Below are 23,261 nucleotides of genomic sequence, written 5' to 3' on the forward strand. Positions count from 1 at the left end.
GTCGGTCATTTGTTGCCGACGGTCGTGGGCTTGTCTTGGCTTGGTAGGTGGTCCTGGCTTGGCGCCGCCGCGGTCAGCAACGGCATCGTCAGTTGCTGGCCCTCGTCCTCGTCGAGGAATTCCTGCACTTTCGCCTGGATCGACGACTTGACGTTGTCAGGACCGCGATCGCTGAGATCGTTGTGCTGAAACTCGGTTCTGACCACCTTGATGCCGGCCTTGGCGCAGATCTCATCGTCAGGCACGACGCCCGGGTCGGCCTTGAACACCGGATCCTTCGAGCGGAATGAGAGGATCTTGATCTTGCCGTCGGTGATGAAGGGGACGCGCAGATTGTCCAGCGTGACGACCTTCTTGACCAGGTCGGGATGCTGCTTGGCGAAGAACATCGAGATGTCGCCGCCGTTGGAATGGCCGATCATCGTCAGGCGCTGATAATTCGCGTTGGGATAGAGCTTCTTGATCTCGTCGACCGCAGCCATGATGTTGAAGACGCCGCGATTATATTGCATGCGGCGGCCGGCATATTCCTCGCCGGCCTTGGTCACCATCGGAGCATCAGTGTCGAGATCGTGCTGAATGCTGACCACGAGGTAGCCGCGCGAGGCGAAGACGTTGGTGAGGAATGAATACTCGGTGTTCTTGACGGTGTTGCCATGACTCAATATCGCGACCGGCAGTTCGATCATCTCGGCCAGGGCCTGCATTTCCTTGTCGCGGCGTACCGCGATGTCGACGGTCACGTCGCGGTCGTCGCGCAGGACGTCATGAAATGTCAGCGTCGTGTGGCGGATGGCCCAGCGGTCCGCCGAATAATAGGCGGCGATCGCCACGGTGCACAGGCAAAGGACGACGATGCCTCGTTTCATTGTGACCTCTGATCTTGCGTAGCGTGGACGCGCTCTGGCTCTGATTCAACAGGCACTCCGCATCACATGGCCTCCCAAAAAGGCCCAGCGGCGCTATCGCTGCCGATTAAAGGGCTATTTTTACAATCCGATGACAACGCGACGACGAGCCACGGCGTGTGACCGCGGCAACGGGTGTGAAGGGTCACAAGCAGGTGAACGGGGCGGGAGGAACTGACGGCGCGCTGTCGTCACGGCGCCGTCAGCTGGGGAGCGGTCGCGTCTCAGTCCTGATAGAAGCCGCGCTGCTGCTGATAAGTGGGCCGTGGCTGGTAGTAGCCCTGCGGCGCAGGCGCATAGCCCTGGTTGCCGTAGTACTGCTGCTGGCCGTAGTAGCCTTGCTGGCCGTAGCCTGGCTGAGCGTAGCCCTGCTGACCGTAGGCCTGTGCGTCGTAGACCCGACGGGTCGTCCGCGACGACGGCGGCGCCGGGTAGCGCTGGTCGCTCGAGCCGCCGTCGGCCGGATAGATATAGCCGTCGTCGGTGCGCGGCTGCGCCGGATAGACGCGCGGCTGCGGCGTCAGCACCACCGGCTCGCCGTTCGCGCTGTATTGCTGATCAACCTGCTGCTGCGGTGCGCTGCGGGCGACGGCAGTGCCGTTGCGCGGACGCGGATTACGCGCCAGCGCGACCTGCGCCGAACCGGTCAGTGTCACCGTGGTGTTGAGCACGCCTTCCTTCTCGACCAGCGCGTACAGCGTGGTTGCATTATCGCGCGACAACCGCACGCAGCCGTGCGAGGCTGGCGTGCCGAGGCGGTTGACCGAGTCCGTGCCGTGGATCGCGTGCCCGACCTTGGTGAAGAAGATCGAATGCGGCATCGGCGCGTCATCGAATTCCTTGGAGTAGTGATCCTCCTCCATGCGGAAAGCGCGGAAGCTGCCGTTCGGCGTTTCGCGGGAGGGGATGCCGCTCGAGACCGGCCAGTGATAGCGCTCGATGCCATCGACCGCGACAGTCATCTGCTGATTGTCCTTGTCGATGGTGATATCGACCTTCGCCTGCGCTGCGCCGGCGGTGAAAAGCATCAAACTTGTGACAGCAACGAGGAACGAACGCATTTTACCTTTGGCCTCCAGGCCTGATCGCGGCGCCGCGGCTCTCCGTCCCCCGGCATCCAATATGGACGGAATCCGACTTTGGTTCCAGTGGCGTGCAAAGCCATCCTTAATCGAGCCATCGTTAATCCGGCGCGCGGCGCAAACAAGGCCGAAGACGGGCTTGTCGGTCGCGGCGTCCTGACTTTTTCGCGAGCGGGGCCGCGACATCGGCCTCGATTGGTCGCGAACGCGCAACCATTTGGCCGCAAGGGCGTTTCATGATCCCGCCCGGCGGCGTCATCGCGTCGCGTTGCAAGGAATCAAGATGAACAAGACCAAGGTTAAGACCGCGGCCGTCGAACCAGCCGGCCCTTCCGCGCGGCTCCTGCTTGCCGGTGCGGCCCTCGCTTTGGCGCTGCTGGCGCTCCCCCATGCCGGCCATGCCCAGGGCATCGTCCGCGGCGCCCAGGAGGGGGCCTACGAAGGCGACCGGGCTGCTGGACCAGTTGGCCGCGTGGTCGGCGGCGCCGTCGGCGCCGGTGTCGGAGGAGCCATGGGCGCGGTCAACGGCGTTCTCGGGCTCCCGAACCACGGCTGGCGGCGCCACGGCTGCCGTGGCTACTACAACAGCTACGGTCATTTCCGCTGTTATGGGTAAGGGATGTTCGTCAATTCTTCAGCCGATATCCGGTCTTGAAGATCCACGCCACGGCGGCCATGCAGACGACCAGGAAGCCGATCGTCACGCCGAGGCTCAGCGCGACGCTGACATCGGCGATCTCGTAAAAGCTCCAGCGGAAGCCGGAGATCAAATAGACCACCGGATTGAGCAAAGTGAGAGTCCGCCAGCCCGACGGCAGCATGTTCACCGAATAGAAGCTGCCGCCGAGGAAGGTCAGCGGCGTCACCACCAGCATCGGGATCATCTGCAGCTTCTCGAAGCCGTCGGCCCAGATGCCGATGATGAAGCCGAACAGGCTGAAGGTGACGGCGGTCAGCACCAGGAAGGTCAGCATCCAGATCGGGTGGTTGATATGTAACGGCACGAAAAGTCCGGCAGTGGCCAGGATGATCAGGCCGAGGATGATCGACTTGGTGGCGGCGGCGCCGACATAGCCGATCACGATCTCGTAGTAGGAGATCGGCGCCGACAGGATCTCGTAGATCGTGCCGACGAATTTCGGGAAGTAGATGCCGAACGAGGCGTTGGAGATGCTCTGCGTCAACACCGACAGCATCACGAGCCCCGGCACGATGAAGGTGCCGTAGCTGACGCCCTCGACCTGGGTGATGCGCGAGCCGATCGCAGCGCCGAACACCACGAAATACAGCGAGGTCGACACCACGGGCGAGACGATGCTCTGCAGCAGCGTGCGCCAGGTGCGCGCCATTTCGAACAGATAGATGGCCCGGATTGCGCGGTAGTTCATGGCGCCCTCACCAGGCTGACGAAGATATCCTCAAGCGAGGATTGCTTGGTATCGAGGTCCGAAATCCGGATGCCGGCGTTGCGGAGATCGCTGAGCAGGCTGGTGATGCCGGTGCGGTCCCCCTTGGTGTCGTAGTCATAGGTCACTGCGCGGCCGTCGCCGGACAGTTCGAGATTGTAGGCGGCCAACGCCGGCGGCACGGCGTCGAGCTTGCTCTGCAGGTGCAGCGTCAGCTGCTTCTTGCCGAGCTTCTGCATCAGCGACGCCTTGTTCTCGATCAGGACGATCTCGCCCTTGTTGATGACGCCGATGCGGTCCGCCATCTCTTCGGCTTCCTCGATGTAATGCGTGGTCAGGATGATGGTGACGCCGGCGGCCTGTAAGCCGCGCACCACTTCCCACATGCCCTTGCGCAGCTCGACGTCGACGCCGGCGGTGGGCTCGTCGAGGAACAGGATTTGCGGCTCGTGCGACAGCGCCTTGGCGATCATCACGCGGCGCTTCATGCCGCCGGACAACGTGACGATCTTGTTGTCCTTCTTGTCCCACAGCGACAGGTCCTTGAGCACCTTCTCGATATGGGCGGGGTTCTTCGGCTTGCCGAACAGGCCGCGGCTGAAGCTGACGGTGGCCCATACGGTCTCGAATGCGTCGGTGTGCAGTTCCTGCGGCACCAGCCCGATCATCGATCGCGCCGCGCGATAGTCGCTGGCGATGTCGTGGCCATCGACCAGGATCTTGCCCTGACTCGGATTGGCGATGCCGCAGATGATGCTGATCAGCGTGGTCTTGCCGGCGCCGTTCGGCCCCAGCAGCGCAAAGATCTCGCCTTTGACGATGTCGAGATTGATGTTGTTCAGCGCCTTGAAGCCGGAGCCGTAGGTTTTCGAGAGATTGGAAACGGAGATGATCGGCGACATGGGTGGTCAATGATGTGGGGGATGGGCGCGCGCGGAACCGCGGGCCGGGGGTTTACGGCAAATAGGGACGGTCGATCCGTTCTGCAATCACCCGGTTGAATAGAAAATCTATTCTGCGGCGTGAGCTCTGACCGGCAATTCGACCAGTGCGACCATGTTGGTCTTCAGGTCACCAGCGACTTCAGGATCGGCTTTCAGCTCCGTCAGTGTTCTCGGGCGTGGCAACTGCTTGCCATCTTGCTCGATGCCTTCGGCATAGAGTTCCAAGGCCTCGGGGGCATTGCGCAGCGCCCCGTCGACGTCATCTCCGGCGGATATGCAGCCGGGTAGGTCCGGGAACCACACGCCGACGGCGTAGTCCGGTCCGGTATCCTCAATGATGGCGACGTAGTGAGCCAAGGTCTGCCTCAATCGGGTTTCCAGCCCGCTCTCTCAGTGCTTCTTCTTCGCCGGCTTCTTGGCCGCGGCGGCCGGTGCCGGATGCGCGGCTGGCTCGGTCTCGGCCACCTTGGCGACGGTCATGATCTGCAGCTGGTTGTTGACCGGCGCGTTGATATGCGCGGGGTCGAGCAATTGTTCCTCGCCGAGCCCGACCGACTGCAGGCGTTTCGGGGCGACCTTGAAAGTGTTGACGAGGATGTCCCTGATGGCATCGGCGCGGCGCTGGCTCAGCAGCACGTTGTTCTCGCGCCGGCCGGTCGATTCGATGTGGCCGACAATCAGGAACGTGTAAGGCAACAGCGATGCATGGTTCAGGGCATCGGCGATCCGCCCGACGGTCTGGTAGGACCCCGGCAGCACGATCGGCGTGTCGACGTCGAACTGGATGTCGACATTGAAGGTCGGCAGATTGGCCAGATCAGGTGCGATCGGCGGTCGTTTTTGCGGCGGCGGCTCGTTCTTCCCGCGGGACTTCGAGCGTTCGGCTGTCTGCTGACGCAGCGCGGGGATGTCGATATCGGCGGCCGTCTCGAAATGGTCCAGCTTGGCGATGACGTCGTCGCGCGTCACCGCCGTTTGCGCATGCGCCGGAACGAGCGGCGTCGCCAGCAGCAGGAGCGTGCCGAGCATGCCGACCTCGCGCAGGCCTCGGATCAGCCTACGCATTACTGATACCCCGCATCGATGATCGCCTGGGTGCAGTTGCGGCTCGCGCCCTTTGCGGTCACGAGGCAGGGCACCGACTTGCTGGTCTCCTTGGTCGAGCCACCGCACACCTTGACGATCTCGCGGGCGCAGGCGTTGGCAACCGTGACGCGCGCCGCGATCCGCTTCTGGATCGCATCGAGCGTCGAGGGATAGCTCGCCTTGCAATCGGCCGATATCACGTCGCGGTTGCGTGACAGGCATTCCTTGAGGCGGCTGGCGTCGAGGTTGACGCCGCGGCAATTGGCGGTGATGTCGGCGCCGCAGCTCTTGGCAAGCGCCGCTGCCGCATCGCCAAAGCTCATCGTCTCCGCGACCGCCAGCGACGGCGCAGTGAGCGCGACGACAAAAAGGAAAAAACCTCCCCGGACCATGCGGCCATCTGAACCCATGAAATCAGCGATGGTCAAGGGCTACGAAGAGAGGAGTGACTTTAGTCACGCCCGCTCCACGAAGCTGTCGACTACCTTCTTCTCGCCGGCCTTCTCGAAGGCGATGGTCAGCTTGTTGCCGTCGATCTTCACCACGTGGCCGTAGCCGAATTTCTGGTGGAACACGCGGTCCTCCAGCGAAAATTCTGACACCGTGCCGGTCGATTTGGCCACCAGCTCGCCCTCGATCACCATCGGGCCGCGCTTGGCCTGTCCGAAGCCGCCCGATGAGCCTGAGGCAGCATTACGCGAACCAGAGGTATCGCTTCGCGAACCCCGGAATGACGACGGCCGCTCCTCGAACCCGCTGCCACTGCCGCCGCGCGCCTGGCCGCGGTTGCGGTTGGCCTGGGCGCGCTGCCAGCCCGGGGTCGAATAGCTCGAGCCGAACGCCTCCATATCGTCGAACCGCGACGCGCCATAGCCGCCGCTGCCGCCCCAGCCGGAGCCGCCTTTCGACTCCGTGATCTCGACATTGTGCGCCGGCAGCTCGTCGAGGAAGCGTGAGGGGATCGTGGTCGACCAGGTGCCATGGATGCGGCGGTTGGTCGCGAAATAGATTTTTGCGCGGCGGCGGGCGCGGGTTATCCCGACATGGGCGAGCCGGCGCTCTTCCTCGAGCCCGGCACGGCCCTGCTCGTCCAGCGTGCGCTGGCTCGGGAACAGGCCTTCCTCCCAGCCCGGCAGGAACACATTGTCGAACTCCAGGCCCTTGGCCGAATGCAGCGTCATCAGCGACACCGCCTCCTCGTCGGCGCCGCCGTCGCGGTCCATCACCAGCGAGATGTGTTCGAGGAACCCTTGCAGGTTCTCGAACTCCTCCATCGAGCGCACCAGTTCCTTGAGGTTGTCCAGCCGGCCGGCAGCGTCCGCCGAGCGATCCTTCTGCCACATCTCGGTATAGCCGCTCTCGTCGAGCACGATTTCGGCGAGCTCGGTATGCGAGGTGACCTCGCGCTGGGCGCGCCAGCGGTCGAACTGCATGACGAGTTCGCGCAACGACCCGCGCGCCTTCGGCTTTAGTTCGTCGGTCTCGACCACGGCGCGCGCCGCCTCGAACAGCGGAATGCGGCGCTTGCGGGCATGGTCGTGCAGCATCTGCACGGTGGCATCGCCGAGCCCCCGTTTGGGCACGTTGACGATGCGCTCGAAGGCGAGATCGTCGGCCGGCGAGTTGATGGTGCGCAAATACGCCAGCGCGTCGCGGATCTCGGCGCGCTCATAGAATCGGGGGCCGCCGATCACGCGATAGGGCAGGCCGAGCGTGACGAAGCGATCTTCGAACTCGCGCATCTGGAACGAGGCGCGGACCAGAATGGCGACGTTGTTGAGGTTTTCGCCCGCGCGCTGCAGCTCCTCGAGCTCCTCACCGATCGCGCGCGCCTCCTCTTCCGAATCCCAGGAACCGGTGACTGTGACCTTCTCGCCGTCGACATCCTCGGTGCGCAGCGTCTTGCCGAGCCGTCCCTCATTGTGTGCGATCAGATGCGAGGCGGCGGCAAGGATGTGGCCGGTGGAACGGTAGTTGCGCTCGAGCCGGATCACCTTGGCGCCGGGGAAATCGTGATCGAAGCGCAAGATGTTGTCGACCTCGGCGCCGCGCCAGCCATAGATCGACTGGTCATCGTCACCGACGCAGCAGATGTTCTTGAGGGGAGCTTGCGACGCCGCATTCTCCGTCATTCCGGGATGCGCCGTAGGCGCAGACCCGGAATCTCGAGATGAGTCCTCTTTACCTCGAGATTCCGGGTTCACGCCTTCGGCGTGCCCCGGAATGACAGCAGAACTGATAGCGCCCGGAATCACCGCCGACAGCGGCACACCCGGCCGCGACGGCGCCTGCGACAGCAGCCTCAGCCACAGATACTGCGCGACGTTGGTGTCCTGATATTCGTCGACCAGGATGAACTTGAAGCGGTTCTGGTAACCCCGCAGCACATCGGGGTTCTCGCGGAACAGCCGGATATTCTCCAGCAGCAGATCGCCGAAATCCGCGGCGTTGAGGATTTTTAGCCGCTCCTGGTAGGTCGCGTAGATCTTGCCACCCTTGCCGTTGCCGAACGAGGCGGCCTCGCCGGCCGGCACCTGCGACGGCGATAGCCCGCGGTTTTTCCAGCTATCGATCAGGCCGGCCAGCATCCGCGCCGGCCAGCGCTTGTCGTCGATGTTCTCGGCCTTCAGCAACTGTTTCAACAGCCGCACCTGGTCGTCGACATCGAGCACCGTGAAGTTGGATTTGAGCTGCACCAGCTCGGCATTGATGCGCAGGATGCGGCCGCCGATCGAGTGGAAGGTGCCGAGCCACGGCATGCCCTCGACCGCCTGGCCCAGCATATGGCCGAGGCGCAGCTTCATCTCGCGCGCCGCCTTGTTGGTGAAGGTCACCGACAGGATTTCCTGCGGCCGCGCGCGACCCTGGCTCAGGATATGCGCGATGCGGGTGGTCAAGACCCGGGTCTTGCCGGTGCCGGCGCCGGCGAGCACCAGCACCGGGCCGTCGAGCGTCTCGACCGCCTCGCGCTGCTCCGGATTGAGGCCGGTCAGATATTGCGGACCCGCGGCCGCCCGCGCACGCGCGGCGATGCCGCCAGCCAGCGGCTGGTGCTCGGGAACGCCGTGACTAGGCAGTTTGCTCGGTTCCGTCATGCGCGAATCGTCTCGGCCCCACGATGGCACCGCGGGATGGTGAAAGGGAGCCTTCTTAGCAGGGATTGAAGGCCATATAGGGCCTCGCCGGCGGTTTTGACAGGTTTTATCCGGCGGCGCCGAACGGCCTTGGCCTGGAATTTGGTTCCTGATTTCAGTGAAAATTTCGCGGTTTCGCGGTCAGGAACCCGCGTTTCCGCTCTGGATTGTTTCAACAGGCAGTGCGCCGGGCATCAACCCGCGCGAGGCAACGAAGCGGAGGTTCTGGTCATGCTGAGCTGGGTCGTCACGTTCTTGGTCGTCGCCCTGATTGCGGGCATTCTGGGTTTCGGCGGTATCGCCGGCGCGTCCATTGAAATCGCCAAGGCGATCTTCTTCATCGCCATCCTGCTGTTCCTGGTGTCGGCGGTGGTCGGATTGGCGCGCGGCCGCACGAGGGTCTAGCGCGGGGCAGCGTGCTTGCGCTGTCTCCGTCATCCTGAGAGGAAGTGAATGTATGACTCAGTGGCTGCGCAACAGATTCAGTGTCGTCCCTGCGAAAGCAGGGACCCATAACCACCGAAGGTCATGGTTGCGCACCACTGGGACGACGAGTCCCTTTCATCACATCCGCCGCGGAGTATGGGTCCCTGCTTTCGCAGGGACGACAGTTGAACAAGCTGTTTGATAGGTGAATCAGAGCAACCCGTCCCCCTGAGGTGCTCGCCCAGCGGCGCAAGTGCGCCGCAAGGCTCGCACCTCCAGCGACAACGGCGAGGCCGTTGCGCGGGGATGACGGCGGTGGGTAAGCTACTTCGAGGGCATCGCCACGTTGCGGCCGATGCCCTCGGGACGCGGCACGGCCGCGTGGCTGCCCAAGATCGCCTGAGCGCGGGCGCGGATGTCCGGCGGAAACGGCGCCACCTTTCGCGCCTGCATGTCCATATGCAGGGACATGTTCTCCGAGGTCGCCGACAGCCAGCCTTCGGTGGCGTGGCGCATCTCCTGGAATGTGTGCAGCCGCTTCTCGTCGGCACCGAGCAGGATGATCGAAATCTGCACGGGATCGCCGAGGTGGATCTCCCTGATATAGCGAACATGGCATTCGGCGGTGAAGGTCGAGCAGTGCCGCTCCTTCATATAGGCCGGGCCGATGCCGAGCTGCAGCCACATCTCGTCGATGGCGCGGTCGAACATCACGTTGTAGTAGGCCATGTTGAGATGGCCGTTATAGTCGATCCATTGCGGCTCGATCTGCATCACCGAGGATTTGAACGGGGCTGATGGAAGCGGCATCTCCCTGGCGGCAGTCACGTCAGTCATTATCCGTCCCTGTTGGTTCGATAGGTTCTTGACCCCTTATACAAGCTTTGCCACGGTCGGTTAAAGCCGGAGGAAATTTGACGTGGCGACAACGATTTCGAGCAATCTGACACGACCTGAGCCGCAGGCCCTGAAGGGCGCCATCGATGCGCTGGCGGCGCGGTTCGGCAACCGGCTCGTGACGTCGCTGGCCGTGCGCGAGCAGCATGCCCATACCACCACATGGCTGCCGACCCAGCCGCCGGATGCCGTGGTGATGGCCCAGGACACCGCCGATATCCAGGACGTGGTGCGAATTTGTGCCAAGCACGGCGTGCCCGTGATCGCGTTCGGCACCGGAACCTCGCTGGAGGGGCAGGTCAACGCGCCCGCGGGCGGCGTCTGCATCGATCTGCGCGACATGAACAAGGTGCTCGAGGTCCATGCCGAGGATCTCGACTGCGTGATCCAGCCGGGCGTGACCCGGAAGGCGCTCAACGAGCATCTGCGCGACCAGGGCCTGTTCTTTCCGATCGATCCCGGCGCCGACGCCTCGCTCGGCGGCATGACCTCGACCCGCGCCTCCGGCACCAATGCAGTGCGCTACGGCACGATGCGCGAGAACGTGCTGGCGCTCAAGGTGGTGCGCGGCGACGGTGAGATCATCACCACGGGCACGCGGGCGAAGAAATCCTCGGCCGGCTATGATTTGACGCATCTGTTCGTCGGTGCCGAAGGCACGCTCGGCATCATCTGCGAACTCACCATCAAGCTGCGCGGCATCCCTGATACGATCGCGGCGGCGGCGTGTTCGTTCGAGACGGTGCGCGGCGCCTGCCAGGCCACCATCCTCGCCATTCAAACCGGAATTCCCGTCGCGCGGATCGAACTGCTCAACGCCGAGCAGGTGCGCGCCTGCAATGCCTATTCGAAATTGACGCTGCCGGAGACGCCGCTGCTGCTGCTGGAATTCCACGGCAGCGAGGTCGAGGTCGCCGAGCAGTCGAAGAATTTCCGGGACATCGCCGCCGAATGCGGCGGCGGCGACTTCAGCTGGACCACCAAGCCGGAAGACCGCACCAAACTGTGGCAAGCGCGGCACGACGCCTATTGGTCGGTGAAGGCGCTGCGCCCCGGTGACCGCATCGGCGTCGTCGCGACCGACGTCTGCGTGCCGATCTCGCGGCTTGCCGACTGCGTCACCGAGACCGAGGACGATCTGAAGCGGCTCAATCTGCTGTCGCCGATCGTCGGCCATGTCGGCGACGGCAATTTTCACTGCTCGCTGGTTTGCGACATCGACAACGCGGACGAGATGGCGCGCGGCGAGGAGTTCATGCACCGCCTGGTCGAGCGCGCCCAGGCGATGGGCGGCACCTGCACCGGCGAGCACGGCGTCGGCCAGGGCAAGCAGAAATATCTCAAGGCCGAACTCGGCCCTGAAGCACTCGACGCGATGCGGGCGCTGAAGCGCGCCCTCGATCCGCAGAATATTTTCAATCCCGGAAAGATCGTCTCTTCTCTCTGATTCATTTGCGATCTTCCGGCCACAGGACGTGGCGATGGTGTGGTTCAGCAAGGCCAAGCATATCGAGGTCTGGGACGAACCCGTCGCGGAACAACTCGGCGACATCGAGGCTGCGCAGAAGATCCGTGCGATCTGCCACACCGCCGCCGATAGCGCCGAGAAGGTCGGCACATCAGAGGGGCGCGCGCCGAAGAAACTTCAGGTCGACCGCGACCGCTACGAGCGCGCCGCCAAGGCCGCGATGGCGATCGCGATGAAGATTTCAGACGAACTGGTGCGCGACTCCGCGGTGCGCGAGATCGTCGGTCTCTGCATGAAGGCCCACAACATGAAGACGGCCCGGGCGCTGTTCCGTGCGATTCATTCTGGCTCAATCAAGGCCGAGGTGCTGAAGGAGCATCCGACGCTGGAGGGCGAGGCGGAGTGAGTTGGTCCGGCTATGGCGTGTACTCATGAATTCGTAACGTCCGTTTACCCTCGAAAGCGGAGGTTGAAGCCGACATGTGTGCATGTCGGCCCGGGCCACAAGCGATTCTTGCCGCTCAGGCCTCGACACGGAAACCGACTTCGATCACCGCATCGTGCGGGATTTTGAAGAAGTCGGGCGCGCGACTGGCGATCCTGTTAAGGAACGTGAACAGCGCAAAGGTGAAAGGATCCATCGACGATCCAGTTTCGCGGCGCACGATGGTCTCGTGCGCGAGATAGTAATTTTTGTGGTCGAGATCGCCGTCGAAGCCGAGCTTGTTGCAATTGATTAGGGTCAGCGGGATATCCGGCGTCTGCATGAAGCCGAGCCGGACCTGGATGCGATAGAAGCCGTGGCCGAGGCGATGCACGGAATGGCGTTCGCCGAAGGGCACGCGCGGCCGGCGATCAGAAGCAAAGGTGAGTAGCACCACCGTTTGGTGGAGCACGCGGTTATGCTCGATATGGCGGAGCAGCATCGGCGAAGCGCCATGCTCGACCTTAGTGAGCCAGACACCCATGCCGGGCGCGCGGCCGATCACCGCTTTGTCTGCATAGTCCAGAAATTCCTTCAGCGGCATCGACATCTCTTGCAGCCGGTGTCGTACTGCGGAGGAGCCCTTGCGCCATGACAGCATCAGCGCTGCGATCAGCGTGCCGACGAGCAGTGGAAACCAGCCGCCCTCGACGATCTTCAGCGAGTTGGACACGAGGAAAGTGGAGTCGATCGCACCGAAGATGGCGATGACGGGAATTGCGAAGCTTTGCGACCATTTCCAGCGCGATACCGCGACCCGATAGAGCAGGATTGTGGTGATTAGCATGGTGCCTGACACCGCGATGCCATAGGCCGCAGCAAGATTGTCCGACGAGCGGAACAACACCACCGTCAACAGCGTGCCAGTCATTAACAGCCAGTTGGCCGCGGGCACATAAACCTGGCCTGCCTCATCGAACGAGGTCGGGGTGATGCGCGCCCGCGGGCATAGCCCCATCTGCATCGCCTGGCGCGTCAGCGAAAACACGCCGGACACCAGCGCCTGCGAGGCGATGATGGTGGCGAGCGTCGCCAGCCCTACCATCGGGATCAGCGCCCAGCCAGGGACAAGCTTGTAAAAGGGATTATCGGCAGCGGATGGATCGGCGAGGATCAGCGCGCCCTGCCCAAAATAGTTCAGCAGCAGCGCCGGCAGCACCAGCGCAAACCATGCGCGCCGGATCGCAGCCGCTCCGACGTGGCCCATGTCGGCATAGAGTGCCTCGCCACCGGTGAGCGCGAGGAAGACGGCGCCGACAACGACAAAGGCGACCTTGGGATCCCCGAGCAGGAACTGCACTCCCTCAAGCGGATTGACGGCACGCAGGATTGCCGGTGCGGCGATGATGTTGACCACGCCAAGCAGGCCAATCACGGCGAACCATGCCACCATGACCGGGCCAAACAGCTTTCCGATGCTCTCGGTCCCGTGACGCTGAATCACGAACAGGCCGACCAGGATCGCGATCGTGGCCGGCAGGATGAAATGCTCGAAGCTGGGCGCGACTAGCTTAAGGCCTTCCATTGCCGAAAGTACGGAGATAGCTGGCGTTATGACGCCGTCCCCATAAAGAAGAGAAGCACCGATCACGCCGAGGAGGACCAACAAGGGAAGTTTCGCGCCGTCCCCAACCTTATCCGCCGCGACCAGTGACAGCAGCGATAAGATGCCGCCCTCGCCTTCATTATCGGCGCGCAGGATCAAGACGACGTATTTCAAGGAGACCATGGCGATCAGCGCCCAAAGAATGAGCGATACGATTCCGGTCACCTCGGCTGCGGCGGGAGCCGGGTGGCCGAGCCCAGTAAGCGCCATCTGGAAGGCATAAAGTGGGCTCGTTCCGATATCGCCGAAAACCACGCCAAGTGCGGTCAGGGCCAAAAACCATGGATTGCCCGCATGATGCAGGTCTTTCGCCTGGTCGAGCGTGGGCTCCGGATGGTCGAAACCGAGCCCTCTCACCGAACGATCGATCAAGTCGCTCAAGGCTGCACCTCGCACGGTGGACGGAATCTACCTCTGCAAAATGCAAGCGCCGTGCCGGAACACTCCTCAGGACTGGCAGTAACGGATCGAGCTCGAACAGTACGGCTTAGTCGATGTCCGCTTTCACGGCTTTCGGCCGAGAGTGGGTACGCATTTGCTCTGACGTGAAAGCGACCCAATCACGGCCTGGACGTCACTGAGATCGACACGCGAGTCGGCAACGGGTCAAAGCCAGAAAAATCCTAAGCGGAGCACAAGACGTGCGCTCTGCTCCCGAGAGCCGACGTTATGAGCACACGATCTAAGCCTGCCCGCCCAGCGCGCGCACGGCTTCATCGACGCTGTGGAAGACGTGGTCCCTTGGCAGAACCTCGTAGAGATTGAACCGCTCGAACGCATCCTGTGCGCGCGATGATTCGAGCCGCGCGACGGCGACCGTAACGCTGTCCTCGCGGCATTCGCGGAATAGGTCATGCAGGCACTGCGCCGCGGTGAAATCGATCTCGATCATGCCGCTGGCCTCGATCACCAGCAGCCGCGGTTTTGGCGTCGATGCGCCGATCGCCTTGAGCACTGCGCCGTGAAAGCCTTCGGCGTTGAGGAACGACAGCGGCGCCTGCAGGCCGACGACGGCGATGCCCGGTTTCGGCTCGCCTGATGTGTGCGGGCCCGACGGCCACCAGATCGTGGTGCCGGGGACATGGACGAACTCGACCACCCGGCCCCGCGTCGTGGTCCAGATGCCATGCAGCAGCGACAGCGCGATGCCGACGGCGACGCCCTGCTCGATCGGCAGCACGATGATTGCGGCTGCTGTCGCCACCACCAGCAGGAATTCGTAGAATGACTGGTGGAAGATCGCGACGATCTGCTTGACGCGGATGATGCGCAACGCGACGAACAGCAGGACACCGCCGAGCGCTGCGTCCGGCACGTGCTGCAGCAGCGTCGCGCCGAACGCCAGCAGCGCCAGCACGATTCCCGCAGCAACCAGCCCGCCAAGCTGGGTGCGGCCGCCGGTCTCCGACACGATGCCGGTGCGCGGGGGGCTGGCATTGACCGGGAAGGCGCCGAACAGGCCGGCGAGGAGACTGCCGGCGCCGGCGCCGAGGAAGTCGCGGTCGACATCGGCCGGCTTGTCCGGATCCGACAGGAACGACCGCGTCGTCGCCGCCGTCTGCACCATCACGACAACAGCGATCAGGATCGCGAGCGACGACAGCTTCACCCATCGCTCCGGGGCAACCACGGGAAGCGACGGCGTCGGCAGCGTCCCCGGCACGGTGCCGACCACTTTCACGCCCTTGCTTTCGAGATGCCAGGCGATCACAGCGATGGTGGCCGCGACCAGGCCGATCAGCGCGCCCGGAATCCGCGCGCTGATCTTTTCCGATCCGGCGACCAGCGCCAGCACGCCGAGGCCGATCACCAGCGTGTAGGGGTTGGTCTTGTCGATCTCGCCTGCGAGAACGCCGAGCTTGTAAAGCGTCGGCCCGTCCGGCGAGGCGAGGCCGAGCACGCCGGGCAGTTGCGAGACCAGGATGTGGACGGAGATGCCGGCGAGGAAGCCGACGGTGACCGGCGTCGACAGCAGATTGGCGATCCAGCCGAGCTTGAACAGGCTGCCGGCAACCATGATCGCGCCGACCATAAGCGCCAGCGCCATTGCCAGCGACTGATACTCGGGCGTGCCTGCGGTTGCCATCAGCGCTAGGCCGCCGGCGAAGATCGGCGTGATCGTGGAGTCAGCTCCGCAGGACAGGAAGCGGTTGGCGCCGAACATCGCAAAGCCGAGCGAGCCCGCCATGAAGGCGAAGAAGCCGATCTGCGGCGAGAAGCCGCCAAGCCGCGCGGTCGCCATCTGTTCGGGGATCGCAATCGCCGCCAGCGTCAGCCCGGCGATCAGGTCGCCCGGCAGGTCGCTCGGCCGGAAGCCGGCAAGCGAACGGAAGATCGGCCATTTGGCGCGCGGTGTATGATCCCTGGCCATCGATTTCGAATCTCTTTCGGCGTCTGCTGCGGTGAGAGGAAATAGTCCGCCATCGCACGGCCAAAATCCAGCTAAGTTCCGTGTGTGTGGCCGCGAAGGGCGGTGGCCAGAGCATGACGAGATTAGGTTGAAGAGCCGCCGCGAAGTCTGTGCTCCCTCTCCCGCTTGCGGGGGGGACGAGGGACGCCTGCATTATTTCGGAATAATGGAATAATACCGCTGAGTTGCCCGACGTGTCAAGTTGCCGTGTCGAACGCCGGCAGCGTGGCTACTTTGCATGGGGTTGTTTTCGATATTTTGGCAGCGCGCCCCTGCGATAGCCTGCCGCGAGACCGATTCAACCCGACTTCATCATGCTCTATCGCGCGCGCGGTTCGGTGATGGCCTTGCGGATCGCGGCGAGCGGCGCGCTGTCGTCGAACTCGAGGGTCTCGCCCTGCGTCTTCAGTCCGAGGTCACGCCACAGCGCGGCGAGATCGGGCGTCACCGGCTTTGGTCCCATTTCGTTGTGCATGCGCGTCAACACGTCGGCGCCGACAGCCTTGTCGGCGGTCGCAAGCACCCGATCGATCGACCAGTCCTTCTCGTGATTGCCGCCGGCGGCGAGCACGCCGCGCATCGCATCCTGCAGTCCGAGCCGGTTGCCGGTGCGTTTGCGGATCTCGATATCCGCGAGCAGGCAGAACATCGCGCCGCCCCAATATTTCCGGCCCCAGGTGTCGGTGTTGTCGAGCCCCTCATCGCCGGCCTGCGACAGGCCCTTCGGCATGTCGCGCATCATCGCCTGCCAGATCTCCCGTGCGGCGAGGTCGCCGGCCTGGACCCGCGCAATCGGCTCGATATAGACGGCGAGGCCTTCGGACAGCCAGCCGTAACGATCGTCGAGGTCGGGCAGGGCGGTGTGCACCATCTCATGCACCATCACCCAGTCGCGCTTCAAATCGTCCTCGTCGGAGGCGCGGCCAAGCATCACGCGGATCGCAGCGCCACGATAGCCCCAGGTGGTGCCGCCACGGACGCGCGGGCCGTCGACGGGCACGAGCAGCAATCGCAGTGAATCGACAGGGAACCGCCCGTAATAGGTCGACACGGCTTTCGCCGACATCTTCACCCAGTCCAGGATTTTCTCCTTCGGCAGCGCGATGTCGCCGGGTGCGAAGCCGACATGGATGGTCGCGCCTGACATGTCGAGGTCAGTCTTCGGCAGTCGGTCGAAGGCGTCGTAAGGCATGCGGTCGCCGCGCATGAATTCGGACTGCGCCTCGACGTGCCAGGACACCACGCCGATCAGCAGTGCGGCAATCAGCATGGCTGCGGCGATCACCCGATATGTTGGAATGCGCTTCATCGCGACACGCTGCGAGACGTCGGCGCCGCGCGCTCGGCCAGCGCCGCGGCGACCTGTTCGTGAAGATCGTCGAGCAACGCGGCCAGCAGAACCTCGCCCTTGGCCCGCGTCGCCAGCGTCGGATCGCCGTAGCTGCCGGAGCGGCTGTAGTTCGGCGAGTTTGTATCCGATGGCGTCAGGCGGCCGGGCACTTCATGCCGGATGGCAGGGCTTGCCTCGGCACGTGCCATCTCGACCATATCAGGGGCGATCGCGAGCATCAGCGAGGTCTCGAGCTCGTCGGCATGGCTGCCATAGCTCTGCTGGCAGAGCGTCTCCGCGGCGTGCACATAGCGCGGCCCTTCATAGATGCGCAAATGGTGCACCTTGCCGCTCTCGAGGCGGCTCAGCGCCCGTTCGGCCGGCGCCAGCGTGCTGATGCCGGTGTTGAGCACGAACAGGGCCTTGCAGCCGCTGCCCAGGATATCGGCGGCGATCTCGTGGATCACAGCCTCGAAGGTGGAGCCCGACAGGCTGGCGCTGCCGGCATATTCGACGAAGGCGGGATAGTAGCCGTAGGTGACGGTCGGCCAGATCAGCGCGTCGATGCGCTGGGCCAGCCGTGCGGCAAACCATTCGGCCTGCAGGCGGTCGGTGTTGAGCGGCAAATGAAAGCCGTGTTGTTTGGCTGCGGCGCCAATCGGCAGGATCGCCGGGTGACCTGCCGCTATCCGGCGCGCCACCTCGTCCCAGGTGAGGCGCTCGATGAAGTGGCTGCTGATGTCGGCGCCCATGCCGGGCCCTCTATTCGCGGACGGATGCTGCCGTCAGGAGTCCTGCCGTGATCCAGCCGTGCAGATAACCGGCGCCGCGCGCGGCCGCGCCGTCGGGATCGTCGTAGGTCGCAAGCATTTCGCAGAGCACACCGAACGGAATGCCGTTTGTGGCCTCGTCCCACATCATGGCTTCCTCGGTCGGCAGCTCGCGGAACATCGGCGTGGTGTCCTGGCGCCAGATCAGCGTGCGATACGGCTCCGCAAGCGTTTCGGCTTCAGGCGGCGCCTCGTCGTTCTTCAACGCCATCCAGACCGCGGCCGCATTGGTCGAGAGGTCGATCCTGGCCGCGCTCGGATGCGGTTCGAACACCAGATCGTTCCACATCTCGGGCGCGAAGCCGGCCATCGCTTCCAGCGCCAGCACGGTACCTTCCTTGGCATCGAAGGCATCGTTCAGCGCCTGCTCCAGCGCAGCGAGATCGGCCAGCACGGGATGATCGCTGTAGGGCGCGTTGGATCGCAGGAAGTCCGGCAACGCTTGCGAGAACCAGCGCAGGTTCGGATGCTGCGACGGCCGCGCCTTGACATAGGCATGGCCCATCTCGTCAAACGTCTCGTCGCCGAGATAAAGATGCAGCAGCTCGTGGTCGTTGCGCATGGCCTCGACCAGCCGCGAGCCATAGGCATAGCGATAGACGCCGAACAGCGTCCCGCGCTTCTCCCGGGGGCTGTCGAGGATTTCGGCCAGGATCTTGTCGTCGCCGGTCAGGATGCCGTGCTGGAAGTCGCTCTGCTGGCGTGCGAAGTCGCTCATCGCGCCGGCGCGCCCGCGGGCAGCACCTGCTCTGCGATCTCGCGCGTCCTGACGACTTCGACCATCAGCTCGTCGAGCGGCGGGATGTTGTCGTCGCGCTCGATCATGGTCGAGACTCGCCCGAACCGCTTCAGTGCCGCGACATAGAGATCCCAGACGTCCTCGCACACCGGATGATCGTGGGTGTCGATGATGTGCGTACCCATATGGCTGTGGCCGGCCATGTGGAATTGCACGACGCGGTCCGCAGGGATTCCGTTGAGGAAGGTCAGCGGATCATAGCCATGATTGAAGGCGCTGACATAGACATTGTTGATGTCGAACAAGAGCCAGCAGCCCGAGCGGCGCGACAGCTCGGAGAGGAATTCCCATTCCGTCATCTCGGAATTGTTGAACTGCACATAGGTCGAGACGTTCTCGAGCACGATGGCGCGGCCGAGAAAATCCTGCACCAGTTGCACCCGGCTCACGACATGATCGAGCGCTTCCTGCGTGTAGGGGATCGGCAGCAAATCGTGCAAATTCTTGCCGTGCACGCCGGTCCAGCACAGATGGTCTGAGACCCATTTCGGCTGCACGCGTTTCGCGAGGTCTTTCAGGCCCTGCAGATATTCGAAGTTCGGCGGCGCGGTGGAGGCGATCGACAGCGAGACGCCGTGCATCACGACCGGATAGCGCTCGCAGATCTGATCAAGGATGCGCAGCGGCTGGCCGCCCGGCAGCATGTAGTTCTCGCTGATCACCTCGAACCAGTCGATCGGCGGATTGCCGTTGAGGATCTCGTCGTAATGTTGCGCGCGCAGGCCGAGGCCGAAACCGAGGAACGGCGGCTTGGCTGATTGCATCGGACGCGCGCTGTGCGCCGTCGATGTGTCGGGCAATCGGCTTGCGACGTTCATGGCGTCTCCGCGCTGCGGGCGCCGTGACATCGGCGCCTGACTTGCAAAACGTTGATTGGTGAAACTATCACGGAAACGGGGCCCGGCCTACACCGGGCCCCGCTTGATCCGGTGCGTTTACGCGGGCTCGAACTTGCCCTTGGCGGCGTCGCACTTGTCCTTGGTCATGGCCGAGAAGCCCTGACCCTTGCAGGCGTTCTGACCCTTGCAGGCATGATTGCCGCCCTTGCAGGCGCTCTGGCCCTTGCAGGCATTGGCGCCGACGCAATGGCCTTCGCCGGCGGCATAGGCCGTGGTCAACATGGTGGCTCCGGCGAGGAACAGAGTGGCTGCAGCGGCGGCGATCGCGGCTCCAGACCTGGAAGTAACCTTCATGAGCATCTCCTCTGGAATAACATTGAAGGTGCGCCGCCCGCTGGCCGCGACAGTTCCGGCCAAAGGCTGCACCCAGCGTTAGCTACGCGCGCGGTGCGCATTGGTTACATCGCGGGCGAGCTTTATTTTAGAATTTATTTTCGTGGCGGCTCGCAAAGAAGAAGGCCCGGCGGCAGCGCCGGGCCTTCGTTGCATCGATCCGGGACAATCAGCCCTTGACGTAGGCGCCGCCCGACGCTGCGCACTTCTTCTCTGATGTCATCGAGAAGCCGGTGCCCTTGCAGGCGTTCTGGCCCTTGCAGGCATTGGCGCCGCCCTTGCAGGCGCTCTGGCCCTTGCAGGCGTTGCCGGCCATGCACTTGCCCTGGGCAGCGCTCGCTGAAGTCGTGGTGGTCGTGACCACCGCGCCGGCGAGGAACAGGGTGGCAGCAGCGGCTGCGAGCGTCGCACCGGACTTGGAATTCAACTTCATGACGATCTCCTCGATGGTTGTTTGAACACTGAGTGTGACGCTGTGGGCATCCGACGATCGTTCGATCCCAGACCACAACGAGTGGACATTCGGAAAACAATCAGATCGCAGCGGCGGTCGGAGGACGGTGCTTCCGCGGTCTGAATGCTCTTCCAAAAACAGCTACGGGACGTCAGGTGATTTGGTTACAGAGTTTCAAAAGAAAATTTTGTTTTGGCCGGTTGGACAACCCGTTCATGTTGAACCCCGCGGCGCCGGGAGTATTTCATTGCGTCCGGGCGATGTACATGCTGCGTTGCACAACCGGATTGAATCAGTTCTGGGCTGCGCGCGCCGGCTTCAGCTTGGCCATCTGCGCGACGTTCGCCTGCAGTTCTGCCGCATTGAACGAGGGAAACGAGCAGATGCGGTTGCTGCAGGCAAAGGCCGCGGGCTCGCCGAGGTCGGGATATTCGACATCGGGATTCGGCAACTTGCCTTCGCGCGGGTCGAACCAATCGAGCCGCTTGTAACGGTCGGGCAGGGCGCGGGCGATGGCGTGAAGCGCCTGCGCGCGGCTGTCATCCTTGTGTCCGACGATCGTCATATGCGTCGGCTCGACCGCCAGCTCCTCATCGGCGAGCAGCACGCCGGGCAGCGGCCGCTGCATGTCTGATGCCGCAGCGCTGAGGTAGCGCATCGCGTGCGCGGCCTGTTCGCGATAGGCCTCGGTGCCGTAGTAGCGATTGAGCATGTTCATGAAGCGCGCGAGAAGGATCTGGTCGTCGATCAGTTTTGCGGGTTTTGCAAACACGCCCGCTTTCCCCTCCGATGTCTTCGAGGTGAAGAAGCCGCCGGCCTCGTCGCGGAAGGTCGCGGCGAAATCCCCGGCCTTGGCGGCCGAGGTCAGCCAATCGCGGTTGCCGGTCGCGGCGTAGAGATCGAGGAAGGCCTGGCCCATCGCGACGCTGTCGCCGAGGAACGGGCCGCCGCGATCCTTGTCGCCGTGGCGGAAACCGCCATCCGGCAGCGCCCGATTGGCGAGCACCCATTTGGCCGACCGCTCGGCGATCGCCAACACCTTCGGATCGTTGGTGACGTCGTAATAGGCCGCCAGTCCCGAGATCGCCCAGCCGTTTTCGCGAGCATAGAGGTTGCTGTCGATGCGGGGCAGGCCGAGCTTGCGGCGCTCAGTGTCCGGCAGCGCGTAGTATGCGTGGCCGTCGACATCGTGGTTGAGATCGGCATCCTGGCTGACATAGAAGGCGCCGTCAGGGCTCAGGAGGAAACTCGTGAGATAGCGCTCGACGTTGCGCGCCGCCGCGAGATGTTTCGGGTCCTTCCACAGCGCATAGGCCTGGCTGTATTGCCGCAGATATTGCGACTGGAACGACATGATCTTCTCGAAATGCGGATGGCTCCAGCTGCCGGCCTCCGAGTACTGGAACACGCCGCCCCACACCGGATCGATCAGCGCCACCGCGGCGTCCAGCGTTTGCCGTGCGCGCTTGGCGGCAATGGCATCGCCGGCCTCGGCGCGGGTGAGCGAGAGGTCGAAACTGTCGGCGTCGATATATTTCTGGTTCTCGCCCCAGCCGCCGAGCTTGTCGTCATAGGACTCGTCGAAATTCTTCGTCAGCTCGGTGCGCTGCTCCTTGGTCAGGAAAGCGGACGTCGTCGGCTTGACCTCGAAGGCCTCGCCGACCGACGGGCCCGGCGAGGGATCGTCGATGATGGCCTTGAGCAGCGCCTGCATCCGCTCCGGCTCGATATAGCCCCTGATCTTCGCGATCTCGGTGCCATCAGGCGCGAACACGATGGTCGCCGGCCATCCCCAATCGCCATAGCGGCTCGACAGATCCGGATTGGCGTCCTGGTCGACGCGGACCGGGAGATACTTCGCCGACAGCAATTCCTGCACCGTCGGATCGGCGTAGGTGGTCTTCTCCATCACGTGGCACCAGTGACACCACACCGCCTCGAGATCGAGGATGACGAAGCGCTTTTTGGCCGTGGCGTGCGCGAACAGATCGTTGTTCCAGTCGCCCCATGCCGGCCCGTCGGCCCCGAACGCGGGCGAAGCGGTCAGCGCGGCGAGCATTGCGATGGTGCGGACGAGTTTCATGGCGGCTCCTGGAGCACGAGGCGTTGGGAGCTACGCGCCCGCCGGGATCGGGGCTCGCGATGTCACGGGATTGTGAGCCGCCGTCTCAGGTCGACTCCCCTCAGGTCGATTCCTTCGGATGCCCTGTTGCGTTCACCAGCAGGCGATCCAGCGAGGCGGCGCCGGGGCCTGCGATCGCCAGCCACATGAAGGCGGCGAAGTAGGTCATCTCCTCGAAGCCGAACAGCGTCTCCAGCGAATCGACGTCGCCCCATTTCGCCGACTTGATCGCGACGAGCATCACCACCGCCAGCATCGCGGCGGGGATGCGGGTGAACAGGCCGAGGATCAGCATCACGCCGCCGAAGCATTCGACGCCCGATACGAACGGCGTGAGGATGTGGGGGAAGGGAATGCCCCAGTCGACGAAGTTCGCGGTGACCTGCGCGAGGTTGGTGAGCTTGCCCCAGCCGGCCAGCATGAAGGTGTAGCCGACGATGATCCGCATGATCAGCGGCCCGGCCCAGGAGAAATACGCCGCGATCCGCGCCGGCAGCAAAATCAGCAGGTTGACGATGAAATTCATGGGAAACCCCTCTCGAACATGTCGTCACGCGGCCTGCGCCGGCGTTCAGGGCGAACGCGCGTCAATCGGCTCGAGCCGAAAGCTACGGCCGCGTCATGGGAGGAGTTTCGTTCAAGT

23 protein-coding genes are annotated in these 23,261 nt (G+C 63.7%); 4 read left to right on the top strand and 19 right to left on the bottom strand.

Annotated features, from left to right (window positions below; genetic code table 11):
- Positions 1-5 precede the first annotated feature (5 nt).
- Complete coding sequence (locus tag UP09_RS00675; RefSeq protein ID WP_044536070.1) at positions 6-869, bottom strand: alpha/beta fold hydrolase; 864 nt, start codon at positions 867-869, stop codon at positions 6-8.
- 263 nt (positions 870-1,132) lie between these two features.
- Positions 1,133-1,969: a L,D-transpeptidase gene (locus tag UP09_RS00680; protein ID WP_044536071.1), complete on the bottom strand. Its 837-nt coding sequence runs from the start codon at positions 1,967-1,969 to the stop codon at positions 1,133-1,135.
- 304 nt (positions 1,970-2,273) lie between these two features.
- On the opposite strand from UP09_RS00680, the gene UP09_RS00685 reads away from it, so the two are divergent.
- Positions 2,274-2,606, top strand: coding sequence for a hypothetical protein (locus UP09_RS00685; RefSeq protein WP_044536072.1), 333 nt, complete (start codon positions 2,274-2,276; stop codon positions 2,604-2,606).
- 10 nt (positions 2,607-2,616) lie between these two features.
- Here the strand turns inward: UP09_RS00685 and UP09_RS00690 are convergent, their stop codons facing one another.
- The 6 genes from UP09_RS00690 to UP09_RS00715 all read right to left on the bottom strand — a co-directional run bounded on the left by UP09_RS00690 (position 2,617) and on the right by UP09_RS00715 (position 8,521).
- A complete protein-coding gene (locus UP09_RS00690; protein WP_044536073.1) occupies positions 2,617-3,378 on the bottom strand; it encodes an ABC transporter permease in 762 nt (253 codons plus the stop codon).
- Positions 3,375-4,298, bottom strand: coding sequence for an ABC transporter ATP-binding protein (locus tag UP09_RS00695; protein WP_044536074.1), 924 nt, complete (start codon positions 4,296-4,298; stop codon positions 3,375-3,377). Before UP09_RS00695 ends, UP09_RS00690 begins: the two co-directional genes overlap by 4 nt.
- 108 nt (positions 4,299-4,406) lie before the next feature.
- Positions 4,407-4,697 carry a type II toxin-antitoxin system HicB family antitoxin gene (locus UP09_RS00700; RefSeq protein WP_044536198.1) on the bottom strand — a complete coding sequence of 97 codons (291 nt, stop codon included), beginning with the start codon at positions 4,695-4,697 and terminating at the stop codon, positions 4,407-4,409.
- Positions 4,698-4,730: 33 nt separating this feature from the next.
- Positions 4,731-5,405, bottom strand: a complete 675-nt coding sequence (locus tag UP09_RS00705; protein ID WP_044536075.1) for an OmpA family protein — start codon at positions 5,403-5,405, stop codon at positions 4,731-4,733.
- Complete coding sequence (locus UP09_RS00710; RefSeq protein WP_044536076.1) at positions 5,405-5,818, bottom strand: hypothetical protein; 414 nt, start codon at positions 5,816-5,818, stop codon at positions 5,405-5,407. The genes UP09_RS00705 and UP09_RS00710 overlap by 1 nt, the downstream gene beginning before the upstream one ends.
- Before the next feature lie 63 nt (positions 5,819-5,881).
- On the bottom strand, positions 5,882-8,521 hold the full coding sequence (locus UP09_RS00715) for an ATP-dependent helicase (protein ID WP_044536077.1): 2,640 nt from the start codon (positions 8,519-8,521) through the stop codon (positions 5,882-5,884).
- Positions 8,522-8,791: 270 nt separating this feature from the next.
- On the opposite strand from UP09_RS00715, the gene UP09_RS36695 reads away from it, so the two are divergent.
- Entirely contained in the window at positions 8,792-8,965 is a 174-nt protein-coding gene (locus UP09_RS36695; protein ID WP_044536078.1) for a DUF1328 domain-containing protein, read from the top strand.
- Between the two features lie 345 nt (positions 8,966-9,310).
- Here UP09_RS36695 and UP09_RS00725 read toward each other — a convergent pair whose 3' ends face one another.
- Positions 9,311-9,796, bottom strand: coding sequence for a thioesterase family protein (locus UP09_RS00725; protein ID WP_156164386.1), 486 nt, complete (start codon positions 9,794-9,796; stop codon positions 9,311-9,313).
- Positions 9,797-9,905: 109 nt separating this feature from the next.
- Here UP09_RS00725 and UP09_RS00730 point away from each other — a divergent pair, with 109 nt between their 5' ends.
- Together UP09_RS00730 and UP09_RS00735 are read left to right on the top strand one after the other, a co-directional pair.
- Positions 9,906-11,330 (top strand): FAD-binding oxidoreductase, encoded by a 1,425-nt coding sequence (locus tag UP09_RS00730; protein ID WP_044536080.1) that lies wholly within the window; start codon positions 9,906-9,908, stop codon positions 11,328-11,330.
- 34 nt (positions 11,331-11,364) lie between these two features.
- Entirely contained in the window at positions 11,365-11,757 is a 393-nt protein-coding gene (locus UP09_RS00735) for a hypothetical protein (RefSeq protein ID WP_044536081.1), read from the top strand.
- Between the two features lie 115 nt (positions 11,758-11,872).
- Here the strand turns inward: UP09_RS00735 and UP09_RS00740 are convergent, their stop codons facing one another.
- The 10 genes from UP09_RS00740 to UP09_RS00785 all read right to left on the bottom strand — a co-directional run bounded on the left by UP09_RS00740 (position 11,873) and on the right by UP09_RS00785 (position 23,144).
- Positions 11,873-13,822, bottom strand: coding sequence for a potassium transporter Kup (locus tag UP09_RS00740; protein ID WP_245301721.1), 1,950 nt, complete (start codon positions 13,820-13,822; stop codon positions 11,873-11,875).
- 301 nt (positions 13,823-14,123) lie between these two features.
- A complete protein-coding gene (locus UP09_RS00745; protein WP_044536082.1) occupies positions 14,124-15,812 on the bottom strand; it encodes a SulP family inorganic anion transporter in 1,689 nt (562 codons plus the stop codon).
- Between the two features lie 358 nt (positions 15,813-16,170).
- Positions 16,171-17,160, bottom strand: coding sequence for a M1 aminopeptidase family protein (locus tag UP09_RS00750; RefSeq protein WP_245301722.1), 990 nt, complete (start codon positions 17,158-17,160; stop codon positions 16,171-16,173).
- The gene (locus tag UP09_RS00755) at positions 17,157-17,933 is read right to left on the bottom strand and encodes a creatininase family protein (protein ID WP_044536083.1); all 777 of its coding nucleotides are present in this window, start codon (positions 17,931-17,933) and stop codon (positions 17,157-17,159) included. Before UP09_RS00755 ends, UP09_RS00750 begins: the two co-directional genes overlap by 4 nt.
- Positions 17,934-17,943: 10 nt before the next feature.
- Entirely contained in the window at positions 17,944-18,729 is a 786-nt protein-coding gene (locus UP09_RS36165; RefSeq protein ID WP_052832905.1) for an HvfC/BufC N-terminal domain-containing protein, read from the bottom strand.
- Positions 18,726-19,574 (bottom strand): MNIO family bufferin maturase, encoded by an 849-nt coding sequence (gene bufB / locus UP09_RS00765; RefSeq protein ID WP_044536202.1) that lies wholly within the window; start codon positions 19,572-19,574, stop codon positions 18,726-18,728. Before bufB ends, UP09_RS36165 begins: the two co-directional genes overlap by 4 nt.
- Positions 19,575-19,745: 171 nt before the next feature.
- Positions 19,746-20,003 carry a BufA2 family periplasmic bufferin-type metallophore gene (gene bufA2, locus UP09_RS00770; protein ID WP_197082577.1) on the bottom strand — a complete coding sequence of 86 codons (258 nt, stop codon included), beginning with the start codon at positions 20,001-20,003 and terminating at the stop codon, positions 19,746-19,748.
- Between the two features lie 208 nt (positions 20,004-20,211).
- The gene (gene bufA2 / locus UP09_RS00775) at positions 20,212-20,475 is read right to left on the bottom strand and encodes a BufA2 family periplasmic bufferin-type metallophore (protein WP_044536085.1); all 264 of its coding nucleotides are present in this window, start codon (positions 20,473-20,475) and stop codon (positions 20,212-20,214) included.
- Positions 20,476-20,788: 313 nt separating this feature from the next.
- Positions 20,789-22,579, bottom strand: a complete 1,791-nt coding sequence (locus UP09_RS00780; protein WP_044536086.1) for a DUF255 domain-containing protein — start codon at positions 22,577-22,579, stop codon at positions 20,789-20,791.
- A gap of 100 nt (positions 22,580-22,679) precedes the next feature.
- Complete coding sequence (locus UP09_RS00785) at positions 22,680-23,144, bottom strand: DoxX family protein (RefSeq protein WP_044536087.1); 465 nt, start codon at positions 23,142-23,144, stop codon at positions 22,680-22,682.
- Between the last annotated feature and the right edge of the window lie 117 nt (positions 23,145-23,261).

Origin of the sequence: Bradyrhizobium sp. LTSP885 (assembly GCF_000938305.1) — a bacterium.
Lineage (GTDB): Bacteria > Pseudomonadota > Alphaproteobacteria > Rhizobiales > Xanthobacteraceae > Bradyrhizobium.

What these genes read in the sequence shown, in the direction of transcription:
- UP09_RS00675 (WP_044536070.1), bottom strand. Translation starts at nt 869, where the DNA reads ATGAAACGAGGCATCGTCGTCCTTTGCCTGTGCACCGTGGCGATCGCC.
- UP09_RS00680 (WP_044536071.1), bottom strand. Translation starts at nt 1,969, where the DNA reads ATGCGTTCGTTCCTCGTTGCTGTCACAAGTTTGATGCTTTTCACCGCC.
- UP09_RS00685 (WP_044536072.1), top strand. Translation starts at nt 2,274, where the DNA reads ATGAACAAGACCAAGGTTAAGACCGCGGCCGTCGAACCAGCCGGCCCT.
- UP09_RS00690 (WP_044536073.1), bottom strand. Translation starts at nt 3,378, where the DNA reads ATGAACTACCGCGCAATCCGGGCCATCTATCTGTTCGAAATGGCGCGC.
- UP09_RS00695 (WP_044536074.1), bottom strand. Translation starts at nt 4,298, where the DNA reads ATGTCGCCGATCATCTCCGTTTCCAATCTCTCGAAAACCTACGGCTCC.
- UP09_RS00705 (WP_044536075.1), bottom strand. Translation starts at nt 5,405, where the DNA reads ATGCGTAGGCTGATCCGAGGCCTGCGCGAGGTCGGCATGCTCGGCACG.
- UP09_RS00710 (WP_044536076.1), bottom strand. Translation starts at nt 5,818, where the DNA reads ATGGTCCGGGGAGGTTTTTTCCTTTTTGTCGTCGCGCTCACTGCGCCG.
- UP09_RS00715 (WP_044536077.1), bottom strand. Translation starts at nt 8,521, where the DNA reads ATGACGGAACCGAGCAAACTGCCTAGTCACGGCGTTCCCGAGCACCAG.
- UP09_RS36695 (WP_044536078.1), top strand. Translation starts at nt 8,792, where the DNA reads ATGCTGAGCTGGGTCGTCACGTTCTTGGTCGTCGCCCTGATTGCGGGC.
- UP09_RS00725 (WP_156164386.1), bottom strand. Translation starts at nt 9,796, where the DNA reads ATGCCGCTTCCATCAGCCCCGTTCAAATCCTCGGTGATGCAGATCGAG.
- UP09_RS00735 (WP_044536081.1), top strand. Translation starts at nt 11,365, where the DNA reads ATGGTGTGGTTCAGCAAGGCCAAGCATATCGAGGTCTGGGACGAACCC.
- UP09_RS00745 (WP_044536082.1), bottom strand. Translation starts at nt 15,812, where the DNA reads ATGGCCAGGGATCATACACCGCGCGCCAAATGGCCGATCTTCCGTTCG.
- UP09_RS00750 (WP_245301722.1), bottom strand. Translation starts at nt 17,160, where the DNA reads ATGAAGCGCATTCCAACATATCGGGTGATCGCCGCAGCCATGCTGATT.
- UP09_RS00755 (WP_044536083.1), bottom strand. Translation starts at nt 17,933, where the DNA reads ATGGGCGCCGACATCAGCAGCCACTTCATCGAGCGCCTCACCTGGGAC.
- UP09_RS36165 (WP_052832905.1), bottom strand. Translation starts at nt 18,729, where the DNA reads ATGAGCGACTTCGCACGCCAGCAGAGCGACTTCCAGCACGGCATCCTG.
- bufB (WP_044536202.1), bottom strand. Translation starts at nt 19,574, where the DNA reads ATGCAATCAGCCAAGCCGCCGTTCCTCGGTTTCGGCCTCGGCCTGCGC.
- bufA2 (WP_197082577.1), bottom strand. Translation starts at nt 20,003, where the DNA reads ATGAAGGTTACTTCCAGGTCTGGAGCCGCGATCGCCGCCGCTGCAGCC.
- bufA2 (WP_044536085.1), bottom strand. Translation starts at nt 20,475, where the DNA reads ATGAAGTTGAATTCCAAGTCCGGTGCGACGCTCGCAGCCGCTGCTGCC.
- UP09_RS00780 (WP_044536086.1), bottom strand. Translation starts at nt 22,579, where the DNA reads ATGAAACTCGTCCGCACCATCGCAATGCTCGCCGCGCTGACCGCTTCG.
- UP09_RS00785 (WP_044536087.1), bottom strand. Translation starts at nt 23,144, where the DNA reads ATGAATTTCATCGTCAACCTGCTGATTTTGCTGCCGGCGCGGATCGCG.